The following is an 18,833-nucleotide window of genomic DNA, read 5'->3' on the forward strand; positions in this document are numbered from 1 at the left end:
GCAGGCACGCGGCGAACGGACCCCCGACTCGGCTCAGTACCCCGTCGTGAGGAAGCGCTCGAAGGCCGCGCGCGCGGAGGCGTCCCGGGCGGCGATGCGGCTCATGTCCTCGGCGAGCGCCTGCAGCCACGCCTCGACGTCGACCTGCCGGCGGCTGATCACCACGCCGCCCGAGACCCGTCGCATCTCCGCGTGCACCCGCTCGCCCTCGGCGCGCAGCTCCAGGTCACGCCCCTCGCCGTGCACGAGGACCGACTCCGCCCGGCCCTCGCGGCCCGCGAGCCGGTCGGCCATGCTCCTCCGGTAGCCGACCTCGACCGTTCCCGGCGGCAGCGCGTCGCCGAGCGCGCCGGAGAGGACCCGGGCGTAGGACGCGACGTCGGAGCGGTCCGTGCGCAGAGCCGCGGCCAGCACGGCGACGTCCCCCATCGGCCCCAGCCCGCTCGGCTCGAGCCCGCCGGCACCGGAGTCGGGACCCGTCGTCATGTCCTCATCCGTCCGTCAGCGGCAGCACGAGCTGCGGGGTCGGGATGTGGTGGTCGGCGCGCAGCGGCCGGACCGCGGTGCCGATCGCGAAGAACTCGGTGGTGTGCCCGCCCCAGCGGTGGCCGTGCGCCCGGAGCCGGACCCCGACGATGCCCTCGGCGTGCAGCGCCTCGGCCTCGGCCTGCATGCGGCTCATGGCGAGCTCGCGGGCGTCGTAGAGCCCCTCGGTGTACTGCGGCAGCTCCACGTTCTGCCCGATGTTGCCCATCGCGCGGAACATGCCCTGGTGGGCGATGTGGTAGACGCACGTGCCCATCACCATGCCCACCGGCGCGTACCCGGCCTGGATCAGCGTCCAGAAGTCCTGACCGGAGAGGTCGGACGTGAACGGCTGGTGGTGCACGTTGCGCCACGTCCCTCCACCCGAGTTCCCCGTCGCTCCGCTCGCCCCGCTGGACGGCGCGGACTCGGACGAGACGGCGGTACCCACCGCGATGAACTCGGCGAGGTCGTTGCCGAACTCCTTGAACTCGATGTCGAGCCGGACCCCGACGATGCCGTCGGCGCCGAGCTGGTCGGCCTCGGCCTCCATCCGGGTCATCGCGAGCTCCCGGGCGTGGTACATCGCCTGCGACAGCGTGTCGAGCTCCTGGTTCTTTCCCCAGCGCCCGACCTGGAAGCCGACGTGATAGATGCTCGAGCCCAGGACCAGGCCGAGGGGGCGGAACCCGGCCTCGCGCACGAGCAGGAACTCGTTCACCGACAGATCCGAGGTGAACATGCTGGTCGCCTGGCCGGGCCGCATGTGGGCCAGCCGTCGCATGGCGTCGGACGGGACACCCGTCGCGGTGGGCGCGTCGGACTCGGTCACGAGGTCTCCCGGGTGGAACGCAGGGGCATGTACGTCAACGACGACGAGCGGGCGGGCGCCGCCGGGTGCTCGACGGCGAGCAGGGCGTTGCCGAAGACCGTCGCCTCCGCGACGTGGTCGCGGTGGTTCTCCGACGGCTCGATCTCGTGCATCCCGACGCCCATCGCGGAGACGATCGCGCCCTCCGCGCCGGCCGCCGCGACCCGGCGCGCGAAGTCGCCACGGGCTCCGGCCCGCGCCGCGGTCACCAGCTGGGTGTAGCCGGTGACCTCGGTGTTCCCGCCCATCCAGGACGCCTGGGACCGGGTCCGCATGTCGTCGTGGCGGATGAGCAGCGCGATGCCGTAGACGATGTGGACGGGCAGCCAGCCCGCCGCCAGGAGCTTCGCGACGTCCTGCCCGGCGAGCTCGGTGCAGAACGGCTGCCGCGGCCGGTCGTGCGCGCGGCGGGACCGGACCGCGGTGCCCAGGGCCACGAACTCGCGGCTGCCCTGCGCGAACGGCTCGGCCGTGAGCGTGACCCCGACGACGCCGTCGGCCCCGATCCCGGCGGCCTCGAGCTGCATGCGGTGCAACGCGGTGTCGTATCCGTGGCGCAGGGCGTCGACGTACGGCGCGAAGGCGGGGACCGGGGTCATCGGCCCGAGGCCTCCCGCGAACCCTCCGCCCCACGCGCCGCAGCCGCCGTACCCGCGCCACCCGATGTTCGTGACGATCGAGCCCATCACCTCGCCAACCGGCTCGAACTCGGTGGCCGAGAGTCCGGCGGCCGAGGGCACGGTGAGCATCGAGGTCCACGGGCCGCCCTCGGCGGCGCGGCGCACCCGGTCGGCGGCGACCGGGGGCAGCCCGCGGCCGTCCCACTGATCGGACACGCCCGCACACCTCCGTCGCTCCGCTCGCCCGGCCCGCGAAGCTACACCCGGTGAATGAGGGCGTCGTCGCAGGTCAGCGCGGGTTTCGTCGGCTCTGGGGCGGGTGTCCGCTTCGCCCGGTCACGGCGTGGCGTCCTGGCCGCCCCACTCCCGCCGCCGGGCCGATATCCGGCGGGTGTCCAGCTCGTGCGGCCGGATCAGCACGCCGCCTGGAGCGGCGAGCGTCTCCCGGAGGATCCGCGCGGGCTCCTGGACCGGGTCACCGGCGCCTGAGCGCGGGGTCGTCCGCGGTCACCGCCCGCGGACACCGCCTCCGGTGCCGGCACGGCGTCGGACGGTCGCGACGACGTCGGCGCCGGCGCCCCGCAGTGCCCGCACGACCGACTGGACCGCAGGCCGCTGCCGCAGCCGGGGCAGGACGTCGGCATGTGGAAGCCGCGGCCGCAGGAGGTGCAGCGGCGCCCGTGGGAGGTGAGCCCACACGTCCCGCAGCTGACGGCGGCGTCCTCCGAGCGCCGGACCCGGGGCCGCCACGAGGCGTCCGGCAGGGACGACGGAGTCGTGGGGACGTCGGTGTGGCGGACGGAGGCGAAGGAGGACACGGGTCGCCCTTTCTCGGCGCGGTGATCGATCGACCACCTGGTGGCGCCTCGCCCGATCGGTGGGATCGGTGTGGGGCGGGAGTGATCGTCACGGTGCCCGAGGCCGGGCCCCCACCGCGGTGGAGCCCGCCCTCGCGTTCCGGGTGCGATCCCCCGAGCTGCCCTGGGGTCCGCCCTACCGGGCCAGCGCGACGGTCACCATCGGTCCCCGCTGCTTCTCGACGACGAGCTCCCCGGCCCCGCCGGTCTCGCGTGCCGCGAGGACCGCCGCCGCCTCGGCCACGCTGCCGGTCCCGGTGAGGCGCCGGACGACGGCGGACGGGTTCGGGACGTCGACCGCGTCGAGCTGGGAGGTGGTGTAGGCGAGCAGCTTCCGGTCGGCCGCGACCTCCGTGATCGACGGCTCGCCGAGGCGGCGGTCGATGGTGGCGACGACGCCGATCGTCACCTCGCCGAGCGCCGCCACGGCCTCACGCAGGTACTCGACGGGCGTTCCCGGCTCGACGCCGACCCCGAGGACGAGGGCCCGGGTCATCGCGCGCCGCAGGCCCGGGCGAAGCGGGCGACGGCGTGCGGACGGCCCGCGGGGTGGGTGTGCAGGTAGGAGGCGTGCACGGTGCGCGCGGCGCCCGCCACGTACCCCTCGGTGACCGCCTCGCCGCCGGCCGACCAGCGCCAGGCCGGGGTCGATCCGGCCTGCGGGGTGGTCACCGTGCGGTGGAACTCGTGCCCGGTCACCGTCTCCCCGGACGCGGCGACCGGGGAGTCGGTGGCGGCGGTCGCGGTCCGGTAGCCCAGGTGCAGGCGCGGGCCCATCGCGGCGTCGGCGTCGAGCACCCCGCACATCGCGGCCCCGTCGAGCGAGCGCCCCAGGTAGAGCAGCCCGCCGCACTCCGCGTGCACCGGGCCGCCACCGGCCGCGAACCGCCGGACCGCCTCGCGCAGCGGCGCGTTCGCGGCGAGCGGGCCGAGGTGCTCCTCGGGGAACCCACCGGGCAGCACGAGCCCGGCGGTGCCTTCGGGCAGGACCTCGTCGCGCAGCGGGTCGACGACGACCACCTCGCAGCCCGCCGCGGCCAGGAGCTCCGCGTGCTCGGGGTAGCCGAAGGTGAAGGCCGGCCCGCCGGCGACCGCGACCACCGGGGCCGGCCGGGTGCCCGCGACCCACGGGGGCCTGCCGTCGAGCGCCGCCGTCTCGCGTGCCGGATCCCAGGCCGCCGCGGGGGTGGCCGGGGCGCGGCGGGCCAGTGCCTCGACCGCGTCGAGGTCGACGTGCGCGGCCACCAGGGCCGTCATGGCGGCGACGGCGTCGCGGGCCGCGTCCCCGTGCTCGGCGGCGGTCACCAGGCCGAGGTGACGACTCGGCACAGCGAGCTCCGCGCGGCGGGGCACCACCCCCAGCACCGGCATGCCGACCTCCGCGCACGCCGCCCGGAGGGCCTCGGCGTGCCGCTCGGTGCCGACGCGGTTGAGGACGACGCCCGCCGGGCGCACCCGGGGGTCGAAGTCGCGGAACCCGGCGAGCAGCGCCGCGACCGAGCGGTGCTGGCCGCGCGCGTCCACCACCAGCACGACGGGGGCGTCGAGCGCGCGCGCGACGTGCGCCGTGGACCCGTCGTCGTGCTCGCCGGGACGGTCCCCCTCACCGCCCAGCCGGCCGTCGAAGAGGCCCATGACGCCCTCGACGACGGCGAGCTCGGCGCCCGCGGCGCCGTGGACGACGAGCCCGGGCAGGCGCTCGACCCCGACGAGGACCGGGTCGAGGTTGCGACCCGGCCGGCCCGCGGCGAGCGCGTGGTACCCGGGGTCGACGTAGTCCGGGCCGATCTTGAACGGGGCCGGTGAGGTGCCGCGGGCGGCCAGGGCGCCGAGCAGTCCGGTGGCGATCGTCGTCTTCCCGCTGCCCGAGGACGGGGCCGCGATCACCACGCGCGGCGGAAGGTGACTCACCACGACGGGCCTACCATTCGATGCCCTTCTGACCCTTCTGGCCGGCATCCATGGGGTGCTTGATCTTGGTCATCTCGGTGACGAGATCCGCGATCTCGACGAGGGCGTCCGGGGCGTCCCGGCCGGTGATGACGACGTGCTGGAACCCGGGCCGGTCGCGCAGCGTCTCGACCACTTCCCCGACGTCGATCCACCCCCATTTGAGCGGGTAGGTGAACTCGTCGAGGACGTAGAAGTCGTGCGCGCCCGACTCCAGCCGGCGCCGGATCTCCGCCCAGCCCTCGCGGGCGGCGTCGGCGTGGTCCTCGTCGGACCCCGGCTTGCGCGACCACGACCAGCCCTCGCCCATCTTGTGCCACTCGACGGGGCCGCCCTGCCCGGTGCTCGTGTGCAGCTCGCCGAGCGCCTTGAGCGCGGTCTCCTCGCCGACCCGCCACTTCGCCGACTTCACGAACTGGAACACCGCCACGCTCGAGCCCGCGGTCCACTGACGCAGCGCCAGCCCGAACGCGGCCGTCGACTTGCCCTTGTTCGGCCCGGTGTGCACGACGACGAGCGGACGGCGGCGGCGCTGGCGGGTGGTCAGCCCGTCAGCGGGCACCGTGGTGGGGACGCCCTGCGGCATGGTTCTTCCCTCCTAGACGGCGGCGCGGGCGACGGCGGCCACGCTCTCACCGGTGAGGTCGTCGAGGGTCACGATCGCGCCGGCGGCCGCCCCCGCGACCCGTCCGGCGAGCCCGAGACGCACCGGCCCGGACTCGCAGTCGACGACGACGGTGCTCATCACTGCGCCGCCGCGACCCGGCCCGGCCTCGCGCGCGAGGCCGCGGGCGGCGTCGAGGGCCGCGTCCAGCGGCTTCCCCGCGCCCGACGACACCGTCGCCCGTCCGTCGGTGAGCACGATGAGCAGGCCACGACGGCGCGGGTCGCGCACCCGCTCGGCGCGCAGCACCCGCCGCGCGGTCCGCAGGCCGTCGGCGAGCGGGGTGCGGCCGCCGGTGTGCAGGTCGGCGAGGCGGTGGTGGGCGGTGTGCACGGACGTGGTCGGCGGCAGCGCGACGCTGGCGCCCGCGCCGCGGAAGGTGACCACCCCGACCTTGTCGCGGCGCTGGTAGGCGTCGCGGAGCAGCGCGACGACCGCCCCGGTCACCGCGGTCATCCGCCGCCGCGCGGCCATCGAGCCGGACGCGTCGACGCAGAACAGCACGAGGTTCCCCTCGCGGCCCTCCCGCTGTGCGTGGCGCAGGTCGTCCGGCGCCGGACGACCACGACGGCCGCCGCGCACCGACGCGAGCACGGTCGCCGGCACGTGCGGGGCGGGACCGGACGCGGGGGCGTCGACGACGGCCCGGACGGTGCGCCCCTGCCGGCCCCTGGCCCGGGAGCGGCGTCCGGGCGCACCTTCGCCGAGGCCGTGCACCTCGAAGCGCCGCGTCCGCAGCCGGGTCGGGGTGGGGGCCCCGACCGGGCGGCCCGCGGGCTCGTCGTCGGCGGTCCCGGCGGGAGCGGGCCCGTCGTCGTCCGGGGTGGCCGACGACGGGCCGCCGGGAGAACCCTGACCATCGGGCGCGGTCTCCGCGGAACCCTCCCCGGTCGGGCTGCTGGAGCCCGGAGCGGCGGAGCCACCGGGCGAGGGGGCGTCGGCCGGGTCGTCTCCGTCGGCCGCGTCCTGGGCCGCGTCGTCGTCATTCGGGTCGCCGTCGTCCGGGCCGGTCTCGTCCGGGCCGCCGTCGTCGGGCCCGCCCTCGCCGCCCGACGGCGGGTCCGGGGGCTGCTCGTCGTCGTAGTCCTGCACGGCCTGCTCGGCCTGGTCGAGGGCCTTCTCGAGCTCGTCCTCGGACAGGTGCGGCTCGTCGAACGGGTCGCGGCGGCGGCGGTGGGGCAGGGCGAGCCGGGCAGCCGCGCGGACGTCGTCGACGTCGACCGCGGTGGCACCGCGCCACGCGGCGTGGGCGACGGCGGTCCGGGCCACGACGACGTCGGCGCGCATCCCGTCGACGTCGACCGCGGCACAGACCGCCGAGATCCGCACCAGCTCGCGGTCGGTGAGCGTCACGGCGCCGAGCCGGTCGCGGGCCGCCGTCAGCGCGGACCGCAGCTCGTCCTCGGCGTCGGCGAACCGGCGCTCGAAGCCCGGCGGGTCGGCGTCGTGCGCGAGACGGCGGCGCACCACCTCGGTGCGCTCGGCGACCTCCCGCGAGGCGGTCACCGCGACCGTGAGCCCGAAGCGGTCGAGCAGCTGCGGGCGCAGCTCGCCCTCCTCGGGGTTCATCGTGCCGACCAGGAGGAACCGCGCCGGGTGCGTGAAGGACACGCCGTCACGCTCGACGTGCGAGCGCCCGGAGGCGGCGGCGTCGAGGAGCAGGTCGACGAGGTGGTCGTGCAGCAGGTTGACCTCGTCGACGTAGAGCACCCCGCGGTGGGCGGCGGCGAGCAGGCCCGGCTGGACCGAGCTGCGGCCGTGGGCGAGGACCTCCTGCAGGTCCAGCGAGCCGATCAGCCGGTCCTCCGAGGCGCCGACGGGCAGCTCGACGAGCCGGGCCGGGCGGCGCTCGACGGGCACGTCGGGCCCGAACGGCCCGTCCGGGCTCTCCTCCCCGGCCTCGACGTCGACCCCGAAGCGGTCCCCGGCGCGCACCGCGACCTCGGGCAGCAGCGAGGCGAGCGCGCGGACGATCGTCGACTTCGCGGTGCCCTTCTCGCCGCGCACCAGCACGCCGCCGATCCCGGGATCGACGGCCGAGAGCAGCAGGGCCAGCCGCAGGTCCGGGTGGCCGACGACGGCCGAGAAGGGGAACGCCACGGGGCGCGACCCTAACCCGGCAGCGCCCGCGACATCTCATCCGTCGCTGAGATGTGGCCGACGGCCCTCTGAGCACGAGCGCGGCGCGCACCTCGCGGCCTTGAGCGTCAGCAGGTCCCGCTCGGGGATGCTGGTCGCCGCGGCGGCCGCCGCCCGGTAGGCCTCGTGCGCGGCGGCGTCGTCGCCGGCCCGGACGAAGAGGTGGGCGCGCGCCGCGGGCAGGCGGTGGCCGAGCCGGCGCGCGTCGCCGTCGAGCGCGTCGAGCAGCGCCAGCCCCGCCCGCGGCTCCCCGGCCTCGCCGAGCGCGACGGCCCGGTTGAGCGCCACTACCGGCGACGGGTCGACCCGCGCGAGCACCTCGTAGAGCCCGGCGATCTGGGGCCAGTCGGTGTCGCGCCAGTCCGCCGCCTCGGCGTGCACCGCGGCGACGGCGGCCTGCAACTGATAGGCCCCGACCCGGCCGCGGCGCATCGCCGCCTCGACCCGCCCGGTGCCCTCGGCGATCAGCGCGGCGTCCCACGCGGTGCGGTCCTGCTCGTCGAGCGGCACGAGCTGCCCCCCGGGCCCGGTCCGGGCGGGCCGCCGGGACTCGGTGAGCAGGACCAGCGCGAGCAGCCCGCCGACCTCGGGCTCGTCGGGCAGCAGCCGGTCGAGCTCGCGCAGCAGCCGGACCGCCTCCGCGGCCGCGTCGGCACGGGAGAGGTCACCGACGGCGTCGCCGGGCGCGTTCCCGACCGTCGCCAGCAGGTAGAGCACGTGCAGCACCGCTCGCAGCCGCGCGGGCCACTCCTGCGGCGTCGGGAGCCGGAACCCGGCGCCGGAGTCGCGGATGCCCTGCTTGGCCCGGTGGATGCGCTGGTTCACCGCGGCCTCGGTGAGCAGGAGCAACCGCGCGATCTCGGGCGTGGCCAGGCCACCGACGGCCCGCAGGGTCAGCGGGATCGCCGCCGACGGGGCCAGTGCGGGGTGGGCGCAGCAGAACAGCAGAGCGAGCGAGTCGTCGCGCGAGGGCGCCATCGACGCCGGGAGGCCCGGGTCGGCGACGACGACGGAGTCCTCCCGGGCCCGCCGCGCCGAGTCGCTGCGGACCCGGTCGACGTGGCGACGCACGGCCGTCGTGACCAGCCACGCCGTCGGGTCGTCCGGCACACCGCGCTCGGGCCACGCGCCTGCGGCGGCGATGAGGGCCTCCTGGACGGCGTCCTCGGCGTCGGCGAGGTCGCCGAGACGCCGGGCGAGCGCCGCGAGGGCCCGCGGCGCGTGCTCGCGCAGCAGGCCCTCGAGGCCCTCGGGGTCAGCGGCCGACACGTCAGGCCCAGCTGAACATCACGGCCCGCACCTCGATGCGGTTGTTGATCGGCTTGCCGCCGGGCCCGGGAGCGGCCGCAACCTGCGCGGCGATCTCGAGAGCACGGTCCTCGTCGACGACGTCCACCAGCTGATAGCCGGCCAGCAGTTCGGTGCTCTCGGGGTAGGGCCCGTCGGTGACGATCGGGGTCCCCGCGTCGAGCCCGTGGACGATCCGGCCGGCCGCCGGGTCCGCGAGGGCCTGCATGACGAGCAGCTCGCCGGACTCGGTGAGCTGCTCGTTGATCGCCCGGAGCGCGGCGAGGTGGGCCTCGGCGTCGGCGGGGTCCCACTCCGCCATCGGCCGGATGTCGGCCTCGGAAGCGTTGTGACGGGTCAGCAGCAGGAACTTCACGGCGGGTCTCCTCGCTCGGTGTGGCCGCACCCGGCGTGCGGCTCGACCGGGGGTCGGAACCGCGACCCGCACGATGACACCCTCCGGGCCCACCGACCACACATCACCCGATCGGACCAACAGCCGGCTCAGGCCGCGACACCGTTCCCCGCGCGCTTGTCCGCCTGGAACGCCTCCTCGTCGAGGCCCCTGCGCCAGTAGCCGGAGATCGAGAGCAGCTCGCGCTCCACACCGCGCTCGTCGAGCAGGTGGGACCGCAGCGCCTTCACCGCCGTCGTCTCGCCGTGGACGAACCCCTGCACCCGCCCGGACGGCCAGGTCGCGGCCCGCACCACGTCGACGACGGACCCCCCGGCCTCGCGGTGACACCAGCGCACGGTCAGATCGCCGGGGCAGTCGAGGTCCATCTCGTCGTCGGGACCGTCGACCTCGACGAACGCGTGCACCGGCGTGCCGGGCGCGACCCGCTCGCACGCGGCGGCGATCGCCGGCAGCGAGGCCTCGTCGCCGATCATGACGTGCGCGTCCACGTCCGCGGCGGGTGAATAGGCACCGCCCGGACCCTGCAGGACGAGCTCGTCGCCCGGCTGTGCGGCGAGCGCCCACGGCCCGGCCACACCGGTGTCGCCGTGGACGACGAAGTCGATGACCATCTCGCCCGCGGCGTGGTCGAGGGCGCGGATCGTGTAGGTGCGCATGATCGGCCAGTCGGAGCGGGGCATCGTCTCGCGCACCGCGCCGACGTCGAGCGGCTCGGGGTAGTCCACGCCCGGGCGGCGGAAGGCGAGCTTGACGTAGCGGTCGGTGTAGCCGTTGTCCGCGACGCCGGCCACCCCGGGCCCGCCGAGGACGACGCGGACCAGGTGCGGGGTGAGCCGCTCGGAGCGGAGCACCGTCAGGCGGTGGCCCGGGCCGCTGCGCCGGGACGTGGAGGGTGCGGTCGGGGACGTCATGGAGCCTCCTGAATATTAGGTGAGGCTCACCTTACCGACGACGCCTGTGGCGTGCCTGTGCCCGTTCCCGACAACATCCGGGAACGACCGAGGGCGGACCGGCCTGCCCGCCGATCCGCCCTCATCCCTCCCCCGGTCTGCCCCCCGAGGTGGGACGCTTCAGGTCAACTGCTTCTGGATCACCGCGGCGTTCGCGCCGACGCGGGTGTAGTAGCCCGGCTTGCCCGCCCGCGCGCAACCGTCGCCGAAGCTGGTGATCCCGATGAGCTTGCCGCCCGCCACCAAGGGGCCACCGGAGTCGCCCTGGCAGGTGTCCACGCCGCCGTCGTCGTACCCGGCGCAGGTCAGCAGGCCCTTGTCGAAGTTCGAGGCGCCGGTCTTGCAGTACGAGTCGTCGCGGATCGGGACGGTCGCCGAGAGCAGGAAGCGCGACGGCGTCCCGTTCTCCGCGGTCGAGCCCCACCCGTAGATCGTGGCGGCGGTCGCCGGGGAGTAGAGCGCGGTGTCCGCGGACGTCGCGAGCGGCAGCGGCTTCTGCGGCACCGGCGTGGCGAGCGTGAGCACCGAGACGTCGAGGCCGTTGCCGACGGCGGTGAACGTCGGGCTGACCCAGGTCTTGGCGACCGGGACCGAGGTCCCGCTCGCGGACTGCTTGTCATCGCGCCCGACGACGACCATGGTCTTGCGGTCCGGCGACGAGGCGGTGCAGTGCGCCGCGGTGACGACCTTGGTCGGGGTCACCAGCGTGCCGCCGCAGAACTGGAAGCCGGAGGCGTCGGTGAGGTAGACGACCCACGGCTCGGCCGACGTGGTCGCCCGCTGCCCGCCGACGACGCGCCCCTCCTCGGCCTCGCCACCCGAACCGGTCGAGCCGTCGGACCCGCCGTCGGACCCGCCGTCCGAGCCGCCGTCGGAACCCGACTGGCCGGAGACGACGACGCCCGCGACGCCGTCGCTCACCGTCGCCGAGCTCTTCCCGCCGAACCCGACCAGCCCGACCGCGACGACCGCGAGGACGACCACGCCCGTCGTGGCGAGCAGCACGGTCCGGCGCGCCGTCGCCGCGGCGATCACGGCCCTGGGTGTGGGCACCGCCCGGTGACGACCGCCCGCGCGGCCCCGCCGGTTCCCGGGGTCCGCGGCCGCGTGCTGCACCCGATCCGCCGTCGCACGTTCCCGCATGCACCCCTCCCCTCACGTTCCGCTGCTTCCGGTCTCCCCCTGACGGGGCCGTCCGGGGCAACTCACAGCGCCTGACGGAGCAGAACCTGACCAGAGATCGCACAGCCGCGACAAGACGAAGAGACGGAGTTCGCCCCGCTGAGCGACGACGAACGGTCGATTTCCGTCGGTAAACGACACCGCCGAGTGAGTTGTGTGCGGTGGACGGTCATCCCGCGGCGGTGTCCGGCCGCTCGTCGACCGCTCGGCGTGCCGCTCGCCGACGGTGACGGTCGGTCGTCGGCGAGGCCACTGTGGGTGACCACGTGCGGACGCGCCGGAGTCGGCCGATCTCAGTAGCGTGGAGGTCGTGCCGCACCACGACCTCGTCATCATCGGCTCCGGATCCGGCAACTCGATCCTGGACCCGCGCTTCGACGGCTGGGACGTCGCGATCGTCGAGCACGGGGTGTTCGGCGGGACCTGCCTCAACGTCGGGTGCATCCCGACGAAGATGTACGTCTACGCCTCCGACGTCGCCCAGACCGTCCGGGAGGCGAGCACCTACGGCATCGACGCGAGCATCGACAAGGTGCGCTGGCCCGACATCCGCGACCGGGTGTTCTCCCGCATCGACCCGATCGCGGCGGGCGGGCGACGCTACCGGGCCACCGAGAGCCCGAACGTCACGCTCTACGAGGGCCACGCCGCGTTCACCGGTGAGCGCGAGATCGCCGTCGCCCCCACCGACGGCGCCGCGGCCACCACCATCACCGCGGACCGGGTCGTCATCGCCGCCGGATCACGGCCGACGATCCCGCCCGCCATCGCCGAGGCGGGCGTGCCGTTCCACACCTCCGACGACGTGATGCGCCTCGACGACCTCCCCCAGCGGATGATCATCGTCGGCGGGGGCTACATCGCCGCGGAGTTCGCACACGTCTTCGACGCGCTCGGCGTCGAGGTCACCGTCGTCACCCGCGGGTCGGCCCTGCTGCGCGACCAGGACGAACTCGTGAGCGAACGGTTCACCGCGCTCGCCCGGGGCCGCTTCGCCGTACACACCGACGCCGCGCCGACCGCCGCCGAGCAGCGGGCCGACGGCACCATCGTGCTCACCTGCCGCGACGGCGGGACGATCGAGGGCGACGTCCTGCTCGTCGCCACCGGGCGGGCACCCAACGGCGACCGGATGGACGTCAGCCGGACCGGCCTGGAGCTCACCGACGACGGCCGCGTCCCGGTCGACGAGTACCAGCGCACCCCGGTCGAGGGAATCTGGGCGCTCGGCGACGTCAGCTCCCCGTATCAGCTCAAGCACGTCGCCAACCACGAGGCGAAGGTCGTCCAGCACAACCTGCTGCACCCCGACGCGCCGCGGGCGACCAGCCACCGCTTCGTGCCGTCGGCGGTGTTCAGCCACCCGCAGGTCGCCGCGGTCGGGCAGCGCGAGCAGGACCTGCGCGCCGCGGGCACCCCCTACCTGGTCAAGGTCCAGGCCTACGGCGACGTCGCGTTCGGCTGGGCCATGGAGGACACGAGCGGGTTCGCGAAGGTCCTCGCCTCCCCCGACGGCACGCTGCTCGGCGCGCACTTCATGGGCCCGCAGGCCTCGTCGCTGATCCAGGTGCTGGTCCAGGCCATGGTGTTCGGGCAGAAGGCGCACGAGATCGCCGCCGGCCAGTACTGGATCCACCCCGCGCTGCCCGAGCTCATCGAGAACGCGCTGCTGGGGCTGGCGGCGCCCGCGTAGGCCGGTTCAGTTCGGTTCAGTCCGGGCGGCCCACCCCGACGGAACGAACGACTCGTTCGTGGCTTCTATATGCACGAACGAGTCGTTCGTTCCGTTCGCGAGCGTTCCGTTCGCGAGCTACTCGGTGCGCCGGAACCGCACGACGGCGAGCCCGAGCAGCAGCACCGAGAAGGCGATCGTCAGCGCGATCTCCAGCCAGGTCGGGACCAGGAACGAGCCCCAGTGGATGCCCGGGTCGAAGCGCGCCAGGTCGGCCGCGGACACGTCGAGGCGGGCGAACACGACGTGGCGCAGCGGTTCGACGGCGTAGGTCATCGGGTTGATGTGCGTGAGCACGGTCAGCCACGTCGGCAGGTTCCCGAGCGGGAAGAGCGCCCCGGACAGGAACATCAGCGGAGTGATGATCAGCTGGACCATCGGCATGGCCGTCTGCACCTGCTTGAGCCGGGCGGCCAGCATGAGCCCGAGCGAGCAGATCATGAACGCCATGAGGAAGATCAGGACGAGCAGCTCGAGGAACATCAGCGGGTCGTAGGGCACGCCCACGAGCCCGGCCAGCGCGAGCAGCAGCACGCACTGCAGCGTCGCGACCGTGGCCCCGCCGACCGCCTTCCCGACCAGGATCGACGTCGTCGCCACCGGCGCCACGAGCATCTCGCGCAGGAACCCGAACTCGCGGTCCCAGACGATCGAGATCCCCGAGAACGCGGCGGTGAACAGCACCGAGATCGCGAGCACGCCCGGGAACAGGAACGTCTGGAGCGCGACGCCGCCGCTGCGCCCGCCCGCGCTCGCGAGCAGCGAGCCGAGGCCGCTGCCCAGCACGAACAGGAACAGCAGCGGCTGGGCCAGCGACGACAGGATCCGGGTCCGGTCCTTCCCGAACCGGATCATCTCCCGCTGCCACACGACGGCGGCCGCACGGGCCTCGGTGGCGATCCCGCTCCGGGGGATGCGCACCGCCTCGACCCGCAGCCCGGCCGCCTCGTCCTGGCTCCGGCTCTGGTCCTGGAGATCCGTCATTCTCAGCGCCCCCTCATCCGCATGGCCATCGGGTGCATCGACGGGCCCCGACTCGCCTCGGCGTCGCGCAGCGTCGTGCCGGTGTGGGCGAGGAACACGTCGTCGAGCGACGGCCGGGTCACCGCCACGGAGCGCACGACGACGCCCTCGGCCGTCAGCGCCGCGAACAGCCGCGGCACGAATCCGGCGCCGTCCGGCACCGAGATCGTCACCGCTCCCTCGTGGATCGCCGCCTCCAGCCCGAACTCCCGCCGGATGATCCCGAGTGCCGCCCGGTCGTCCTCCGTCGCGACGACGACCCGGTCCGCCCCGACCTGCGCCTTCAGCGCCTCCGGGGTGTCGAGCGCGACGATGCGTCCCTCGTTCATGATCGCGATGCGATCGCAGTTCTCGGCCTCGTCCATGTAGTGCGTGGTGACGAAGACGGTGACACCCCCCGTCGCTCCGCCGATGTCCTCGGCCTCGCCCAGCCGCGCGAGGTAGTTCCAGATCGAGGCCCGCGTCTGCGGGTCGAGCCCGATCGTGGGCTCGTCGAGGAAGAGCACCTGGGGGGAGTGCAGCAGGCCCCGCGCGATCTCCAGGCGCCGCCGCATGCCGCCGGAGTACGTCGAGACCGGGTCCTTGCGCCGCTCCCACAGCCCGACGGTGCGCAGCACCTCCTCGCGGCGCGCGGCGGCGGTGCGCCGGTCGACGCCGTAGAGCTCGCCGTGGAAGCGCAGGTTCTGCTCCCCCGACATCGGCCCGTCCAGCGTCGGTTCCTGGAACACCAGGCCGATCCGGCGGCGGACGGCGGCCCGGTCGGTCACGACGTCGAGGCCCGCGACGGCCGCGGTGCCCCCGGTCGGCTCGACGAGGGTGCAGAGGATGTTGATCGTGGTCGACTTGCCCGCGCCGTTCGGGCCGAGGAACCCGAACGTCTCGCCGCGGGCCACCTCGAGGTCGATCCCCCGGACCGCTTCGATGTCCCCGTAGCGCTTGGCCAGACCCCTGACCTCGACGGCAGGGCCCGATACGGCCGGTTGCTCCACCTTCGCCTCCTTCTCTAACAGCGTTAGAGTCACGGTAGTGGCGCACCGACCCGAGCAGCAAGGAGGTTTCGCCCGTGGCGATCAGTCGCGACGAGGTGGTGACGGCCGCGATCGGCCTGCTGGACGACGCCGGGCTCGCGGCCCTGTCGCTCCGGCGGCTCGCGGCGACGCTCGGCGTCTCCGCGCCGACGCTCTACTGGCACGTCGCGGACAAGCGCGCGCTGCTCGATCTGATGGCCGAGCGCATCGTCGGCGAGCACCGGACCCCGAGCGAACCGGCCGCCGGACAGCACTGGTCGGACTGGCTGGCCGGGCAGGCCCGCCGCCAGTACCGCGCCCTCACCGCCCACCGCGACGCCGCCCTCGTCGTCGCGGGCAACCGCCCCACCACGAGCACCTCGGTGGAGCACATCGAGCACACGCTGGGCATCCTCGTGGACGGCGGCCTGGAGGCCGCGGAGGCGATGGACGCGGTGTTCGGGGTCGGCCACTACGTCCTCGGAGCCGCCCTGGAGGCCCAGGCCGAGGCGGCGCGCGGCGACACCCCGACCGACCCCGACCTGGTCGCGCGGATCACCGAGCTCCCCCACCTGCGCGCCGTGGGCCGGGCGGGCTTCGACGTCGAGCGCACCTTCGAGCGGGGCCTCGCCTGCCTGATCGACGGCCTGCGTGCGCGGGCGGACCGGAACGCCCACCACGACTCGGCATGATCACGACGATCGTCCGCACCGCCGACCGTCACATCCGTGCTGCCGCGCCTGCCGCCGCCGGTGCGAGGGCGTCGACCGAGGCCCAGAACCGTCGCAGCATCCCGGCCGCCCGCAGCGGGTAGCGGGCCGGCCACCAGTGGCCCGACCTCTCGAGCACGGCGACCCGCGCCCCCGCCCGGGCGGCCGACTCGCGGCGCTGGGCCTCGGTCCCCACGACGTCGTCCCCGGTCGCGATCACCGCCAGCCCGGGACGGGCGGCCGCCTGTGCGAGCCGTTCGCCCGCGCGAGCCATCGTGGGCTGGGCGGCCGATCGGTAGAGCGCGAGGATCGCGTGGGCCTGCGACGGGTCGTGGCCGGCGACGATCCGCTCTGCCACCGCGAGGGGCACCCCTCTCGCGCTCAGGCGGCCGCTCACCGCCGCGGGCTCGCCACCGAGGAAGCCGGCGACGTGCCGCTCCCCCGACCCCGGCGTCTGCCAGGTCCGCGCGAGCTCGTGCCAGACGTACTCGGCATGGAAGACGCCGACGGCGTCGCTCGCCCAGCTGCGCAGCAGATCCGGACGGTCCATCGCGACCCCCATGACGTGCGCCCCACCCCAGTCGTGCCCGACGAGGTCGACCGGCCCGTCCATGCGCTCGAGCTCGCCGACGAGCCAGTCCCGGTAACCGTCGGGGCTCACGTCGAACCCGCCCGGGAGCGGGGCGCCGAATCCGGGCGGGGACAGGCACACGACGTCCTCCCGGCCGAGCTCGACGAGCAGCCCCTCCCAGAGGGCGGCCGTCGACGGGTTCCCGTGGACGAAGACGGCCGGGCTCATCGGAGCGACGCCGTCGGCGAGAGGACGGACTCGACCTCGTGGCCCTGTATCTCGATCATCGCCAGCTCCTTCGGCTCCCGACCGAGACTAGATACTTGTTGGGTGACACGCAAGTAGATGAGGATAGGGTGCAGCCGTGGCGATCGAGGACACCGCGCGGCGCACCCAGCAGCAGCGCCGCGACACCGCCGAGCGGGCGCTCGTCCGCGCGGCGGCCGATCTCGTCGTCGAATCCGGGTTGCCGTCGGTGACGCTGGCCGAGGTGGGGCGGCGCGCGGGCTACAGCCGCGGGATCGTCACGCACCACTTCGGCTCCAAGCAGGCGCTGATCGAGTCCCTGGTCCGGGCGAGCCAGGTCGGCTTCGTCCCCGGGCTCGGCACCCGCGAGCCGGGTCTCGACCGGCTGCTCGACCTCCTGGAGGGCTACCTGCGGGCGGTCGCCGGGATCGGATCGCTCTCGCGGGCGTTCCTCGTGCTCTGGGCACAGTCGGTCGCCTCGACCGAGCTCGGCCCGGTCTTCCGGGAGCGCGACACGCTGTTCCGCGCCGACCTCGCCGGCGACGTCGAGGCCGGACAGGCGGCCGGTGACGTCCGGCCCGACGTCGATCCGGAGATCGTCGCGGCGATCGTCCTGGCCGAGCTCCGGGGCCTCGCGCTGCAGTACCTCGTCGCCCCGGACTCGATCGACACCACAGCGGCGGGTGCGGCCCTGCGGGAACACTGGCGCGGATCGCTCGTCGCCCGCTGACGCGGTCCCCCTCGTCAGCGGATCCCGACCGTGGACGCCGCCGTCCCGGCGACGTGGTCGAAGTACGTCGCCCGGTCGATCACCACGTTCTCGTACTGCCCGAAGAGCTCGAACCCGACGGTGCCGAAGAGCAACGTCCACGCCGTCACCGCGGCCGGCGCCAGACGCGGGTCCAGCCCGGGCACGAGGTCGGCCCCCACCGACGCGGCGACCCCGTCCCCCGGGTCCACGTCACCGTCGGCCTCCCGCGCGATCCCGATGAGCACCATGGCGACCCGCCCGGCGGCCGGGAGCGTGTCCAGCGGGGCCGCGTACCCGGGCACGGGCGACCCGTAGATCAGCGCGTACTGCGCCGGGCGGGCCTGCGCCCAGGCGCGCACCCCGCGCCACACCGCGAGCCAGCGCTCGCGCGGCGAAGCCCCGGCGACGTCGGCCTGCGCCCTCTCGGCGGCCTCCCCTACGGCGTCGTAGGCCTCGACGATGAGCGCGGTGAGCAGCTCGTCGCGGCTCGGGAAGTAGCGGTAGACCGCGGACGAGACCATCCCGACCTCGCGCGCCACCGCCCGCAGCGACAGCGCCGCGGCCCCGACCTCGGCGAGCTGGGCGCGGGCCGCGGCCAGGATCGCCTCGGTGGTCTGAACACGGGCGCGCTCGCGGGCGGTCGGCATGGACCCCACCCTCGCACAATTGCGAGAGCAGTGCTCTTGACACGGCCGACCGAAACAGAGAGCATTGCTCTCCACAGAGAGCGCCGCTCTCGAAAACTGGAGGAGCGATCCCCATGAGCACCCACTACCAGCAGCCCGGCTTCCTCACCCGCCACGTCATGAACCCGGTGGTCGCGTTCATGACCCGCCGCGGCGTCTCGCTCGCCGGCTCCTCGGTCCTCGGCGTCCCCGGCCGGACCAGCGGCGAGATGCGCACGACGCCGGTGAACCCCCTGACCGTCGAGGACGCTGCCGGCACTCCCACCCGCTACCTGCTCGCCGCACGGGGCCACACCCAGTGGGTGCGCAACCTGCGGGTGTCGGGCTGGGCCGAGCTCACCCTCGGACGGAGGACCGAGCGCGTGACCGCCCGCGAGATCACCGACCCGGCCGAGATCGTGCCGATCCTGCGCGCCTACCTGAAGGTCTGGGCGTGGGAGGTCGGCGCCTTCTTCCAGGGCGTGGGCGCCGATTCCTCCGACGAGGAGCTCGCCGCCATCGCACCGCAGCACCCGGTCTTCGTGATCACCGGGTGACGCACGCGGCGGCGGCCGGGGACCGGCGATACCGTGCGCGTCCATGAGCGAGCGCGTGCATGACGTCGTCCTCTACGGCGCGACCAGCTTCGTCGGGGCCCTCACCGC

Annotated in this window: 19 protein-coding genes; 4 read left to right on the forward strand and 15 right to left on the reverse strand. The window is 74.7% G+C overall.

Annotation, left to right across the window (positions count from 1 at the left end; genetic code table 11):
- Positions 1-33 precede the first annotated feature (33 nt).
- The 11 genes from VGI02_RS06040 to VGI02_RS06090 form a co-directional block, all read right to left on the reverse strand.
- Complete coding sequence (locus VGI02_RS06040) at positions 34-486, reverse strand: hypothetical protein (protein ID WP_331626374.1); 453 nt, start codon at positions 484-486, stop codon at positions 34-36.
- 4 nt (positions 487-490) lie between these two features.
- Entirely contained in the window at positions 491-1,357 is an 867-nt protein-coding gene (locus VGI02_RS06045) for a heavy metal-binding domain-containing protein (RefSeq protein ID WP_331626375.1), read from the reverse strand.
- Entirely contained in the window at positions 1,354-2,232 is an 879-nt protein-coding gene (locus tag VGI02_RS06050) for a heavy metal-binding domain-containing protein (RefSeq protein ID WP_331626376.1), read from the reverse strand. The genes VGI02_RS06045 and VGI02_RS06050 overlap by 4 nt, the downstream gene beginning before the upstream one ends.
- A 777-nt stretch (positions 2,233-3,009) precedes the next feature.
- On the reverse strand, positions 3,010-3,369 hold the full coding sequence (locus tag VGI02_RS06055; RefSeq protein ID WP_331626377.1) for a cobalamin biosynthesis protein: 360 nt from the start codon (positions 3,367-3,369) through the stop codon (positions 3,010-3,012).
- Positions 3,366-4,787, reverse strand: a complete 1,422-nt coding sequence (locus VGI02_RS06060) for a cobyrinic acid a,c-diamide synthase CobB (protein WP_331626378.1) — start codon at positions 4,785-4,787, stop codon at positions 3,366-3,368. The genes VGI02_RS06055 and VGI02_RS06060 overlap by 4 nt, the downstream gene beginning before the upstream one ends.
- A gap of 7 nt (positions 4,788-4,794) precedes the next feature.
- A complete protein-coding gene (cobO, locus tag VGI02_RS06065; RefSeq protein WP_331626379.1) occupies positions 4,795-5,409 on the reverse strand; it encodes a cob(I)yrinic acid a,c-diamide adenosyltransferase in 615 nt (204 codons plus the stop codon).
- A 12-nt stretch (positions 5,410-5,421) separates the two neighbouring features.
- Positions 5,422-7,587, reverse strand: a complete 2,166-nt coding sequence (locus VGI02_RS06070) for a VWA domain-containing protein (RefSeq protein ID WP_331626380.1) — start codon at positions 7,585-7,587, stop codon at positions 5,422-5,424.
- A gap of 36 nt (positions 7,588-7,623) precedes the next feature.
- Positions 7,624-8,895: an RNA polymerase sigma factor gene (locus tag VGI02_RS06075; protein WP_331626381.1), complete on the reverse strand. Its 1,272-nt coding sequence runs from the start codon at positions 8,893-8,895 to the stop codon at positions 7,624-7,626.
- Between the two features lies 1 nt (position 8,896).
- Positions 8,897-9,289 carry a YciI family protein gene (locus tag VGI02_RS06080; protein ID WP_331626382.1) on the reverse strand — a complete coding sequence of 131 codons (393 nt, stop codon included), beginning with the start codon at positions 9,287-9,289 and terminating at the stop codon, positions 8,897-8,899.
- A gap of 128 nt (positions 9,290-9,417) precedes the next feature.
- Positions 9,418-10,242 (reverse strand): siderophore-interacting protein, encoded by an 825-nt coding sequence (locus VGI02_RS06085; protein WP_331626383.1) that lies wholly within the window; start codon positions 10,240-10,242, stop codon positions 9,418-9,420.
- A 159-nt stretch (positions 10,243-10,401) separates the two neighbouring features.
- Positions 10,402-11,424 (reverse strand): S1 family peptidase, encoded by a 1,023-nt coding sequence (locus VGI02_RS06090; protein WP_331626384.1) that lies wholly within the window; start codon positions 11,422-11,424, stop codon positions 10,402-10,404.
- 349 nt (positions 11,425-11,773) lie between these two features.
- Between VGI02_RS06090 and VGI02_RS06095 the strand changes: the two genes are divergently transcribed.
- Positions 11,774-13,156, forward strand: a complete 1,383-nt coding sequence (locus VGI02_RS06095) for a mycothione reductase (protein WP_331626385.1) — start codon at positions 11,774-11,776, stop codon at positions 13,154-13,156.
- A gap of 117 nt (positions 13,157-13,273) precedes the next feature.
- Here VGI02_RS06095 and VGI02_RS06100 read toward each other — a convergent pair whose 3' ends face one another.
- Both VGI02_RS06100 and VGI02_RS06105 read right to left on the reverse strand, forming a co-directional pair.
- A complete protein-coding gene (locus VGI02_RS06100) occupies positions 13,274-14,179 on the reverse strand; it encodes an ABC transporter permease (RefSeq protein WP_331626386.1) in 906 nt (301 codons plus the stop codon).
- 2 nt (positions 14,180-14,181) lie between these two features.
- Positions 14,182-15,207, reverse strand: a complete 1,026-nt coding sequence (locus VGI02_RS06105) for an efflux ABC transporter ATPase subunit, DrrA-related (RefSeq protein ID WP_331626387.1) — start codon at positions 15,205-15,207, stop codon at positions 14,182-14,184.
- Between the two features lie 74 nt (positions 15,208-15,281).
- Between VGI02_RS06105 and VGI02_RS06110 the strand changes: the two genes are divergently transcribed.
- Positions 15,282-15,917 carry a TetR/AcrR family transcriptional regulator C-terminal domain-containing protein gene (locus VGI02_RS06110; RefSeq protein WP_331626388.1) on the forward strand — a complete coding sequence of 212 codons (636 nt, stop codon included), beginning with the start codon at positions 15,282-15,284 and terminating at the stop codon, positions 15,915-15,917.
- A 28-nt stretch (positions 15,918-15,945) separates the two neighbouring features.
- Here VGI02_RS06110 and VGI02_RS06115 read toward each other — a convergent pair whose 3' ends face one another.
- Complete coding sequence (locus tag VGI02_RS06115; RefSeq protein WP_331626389.1) at positions 15,946-16,734, reverse strand: alpha/beta fold hydrolase; 789 nt, start codon at positions 16,732-16,734, stop codon at positions 15,946-15,948.
- A gap of 136 nt (positions 16,735-16,870) precedes the next feature.
- Between VGI02_RS06115 and VGI02_RS06120 the strand changes: the two genes are divergently transcribed.
- Positions 16,871-17,482 (forward strand): TetR/AcrR family transcriptional regulator, encoded by a 612-nt coding sequence (locus tag VGI02_RS06120; protein WP_331626390.1) that lies wholly within the window; start codon positions 16,871-16,873, stop codon positions 17,480-17,482.
- Positions 17,483-17,496: 14 nt separating this feature from the next.
- On the opposite strand, the gene VGI02_RS06125 is transcribed toward VGI02_RS06120, so the two are convergent.
- The gene (locus VGI02_RS06125; protein ID WP_331626391.1) at positions 17,497-18,150 is read right to left on the reverse strand and encodes a TetR/AcrR family transcriptional regulator; all 654 of its coding nucleotides are present in this window, start codon (positions 18,148-18,150) and stop codon (positions 17,497-17,499) included.
- A 113-nt stretch (positions 18,151-18,263) separates the two neighbouring features.
- Between VGI02_RS06125 and VGI02_RS06130 the strand changes: the two genes are divergently transcribed.
- Positions 18,264-18,725 (forward strand): nitroreductase/quinone reductase family protein, encoded by a 462-nt coding sequence (locus VGI02_RS06130; protein WP_331626392.1) that lies wholly within the window; start codon positions 18,264-18,266, stop codon positions 18,723-18,725.
- Positions 18,726-18,833 lie beyond the last annotated feature (108 nt).

Origin of the sequence: Actinomycetospora sp. (assembly GCF_036497245.1) — a bacterium.
Taxonomy (GTDB): Bacteria; Actinomycetota; Actinomycetes; order Mycobacteriales; family Pseudonocardiaceae; genus Actinomycetospora.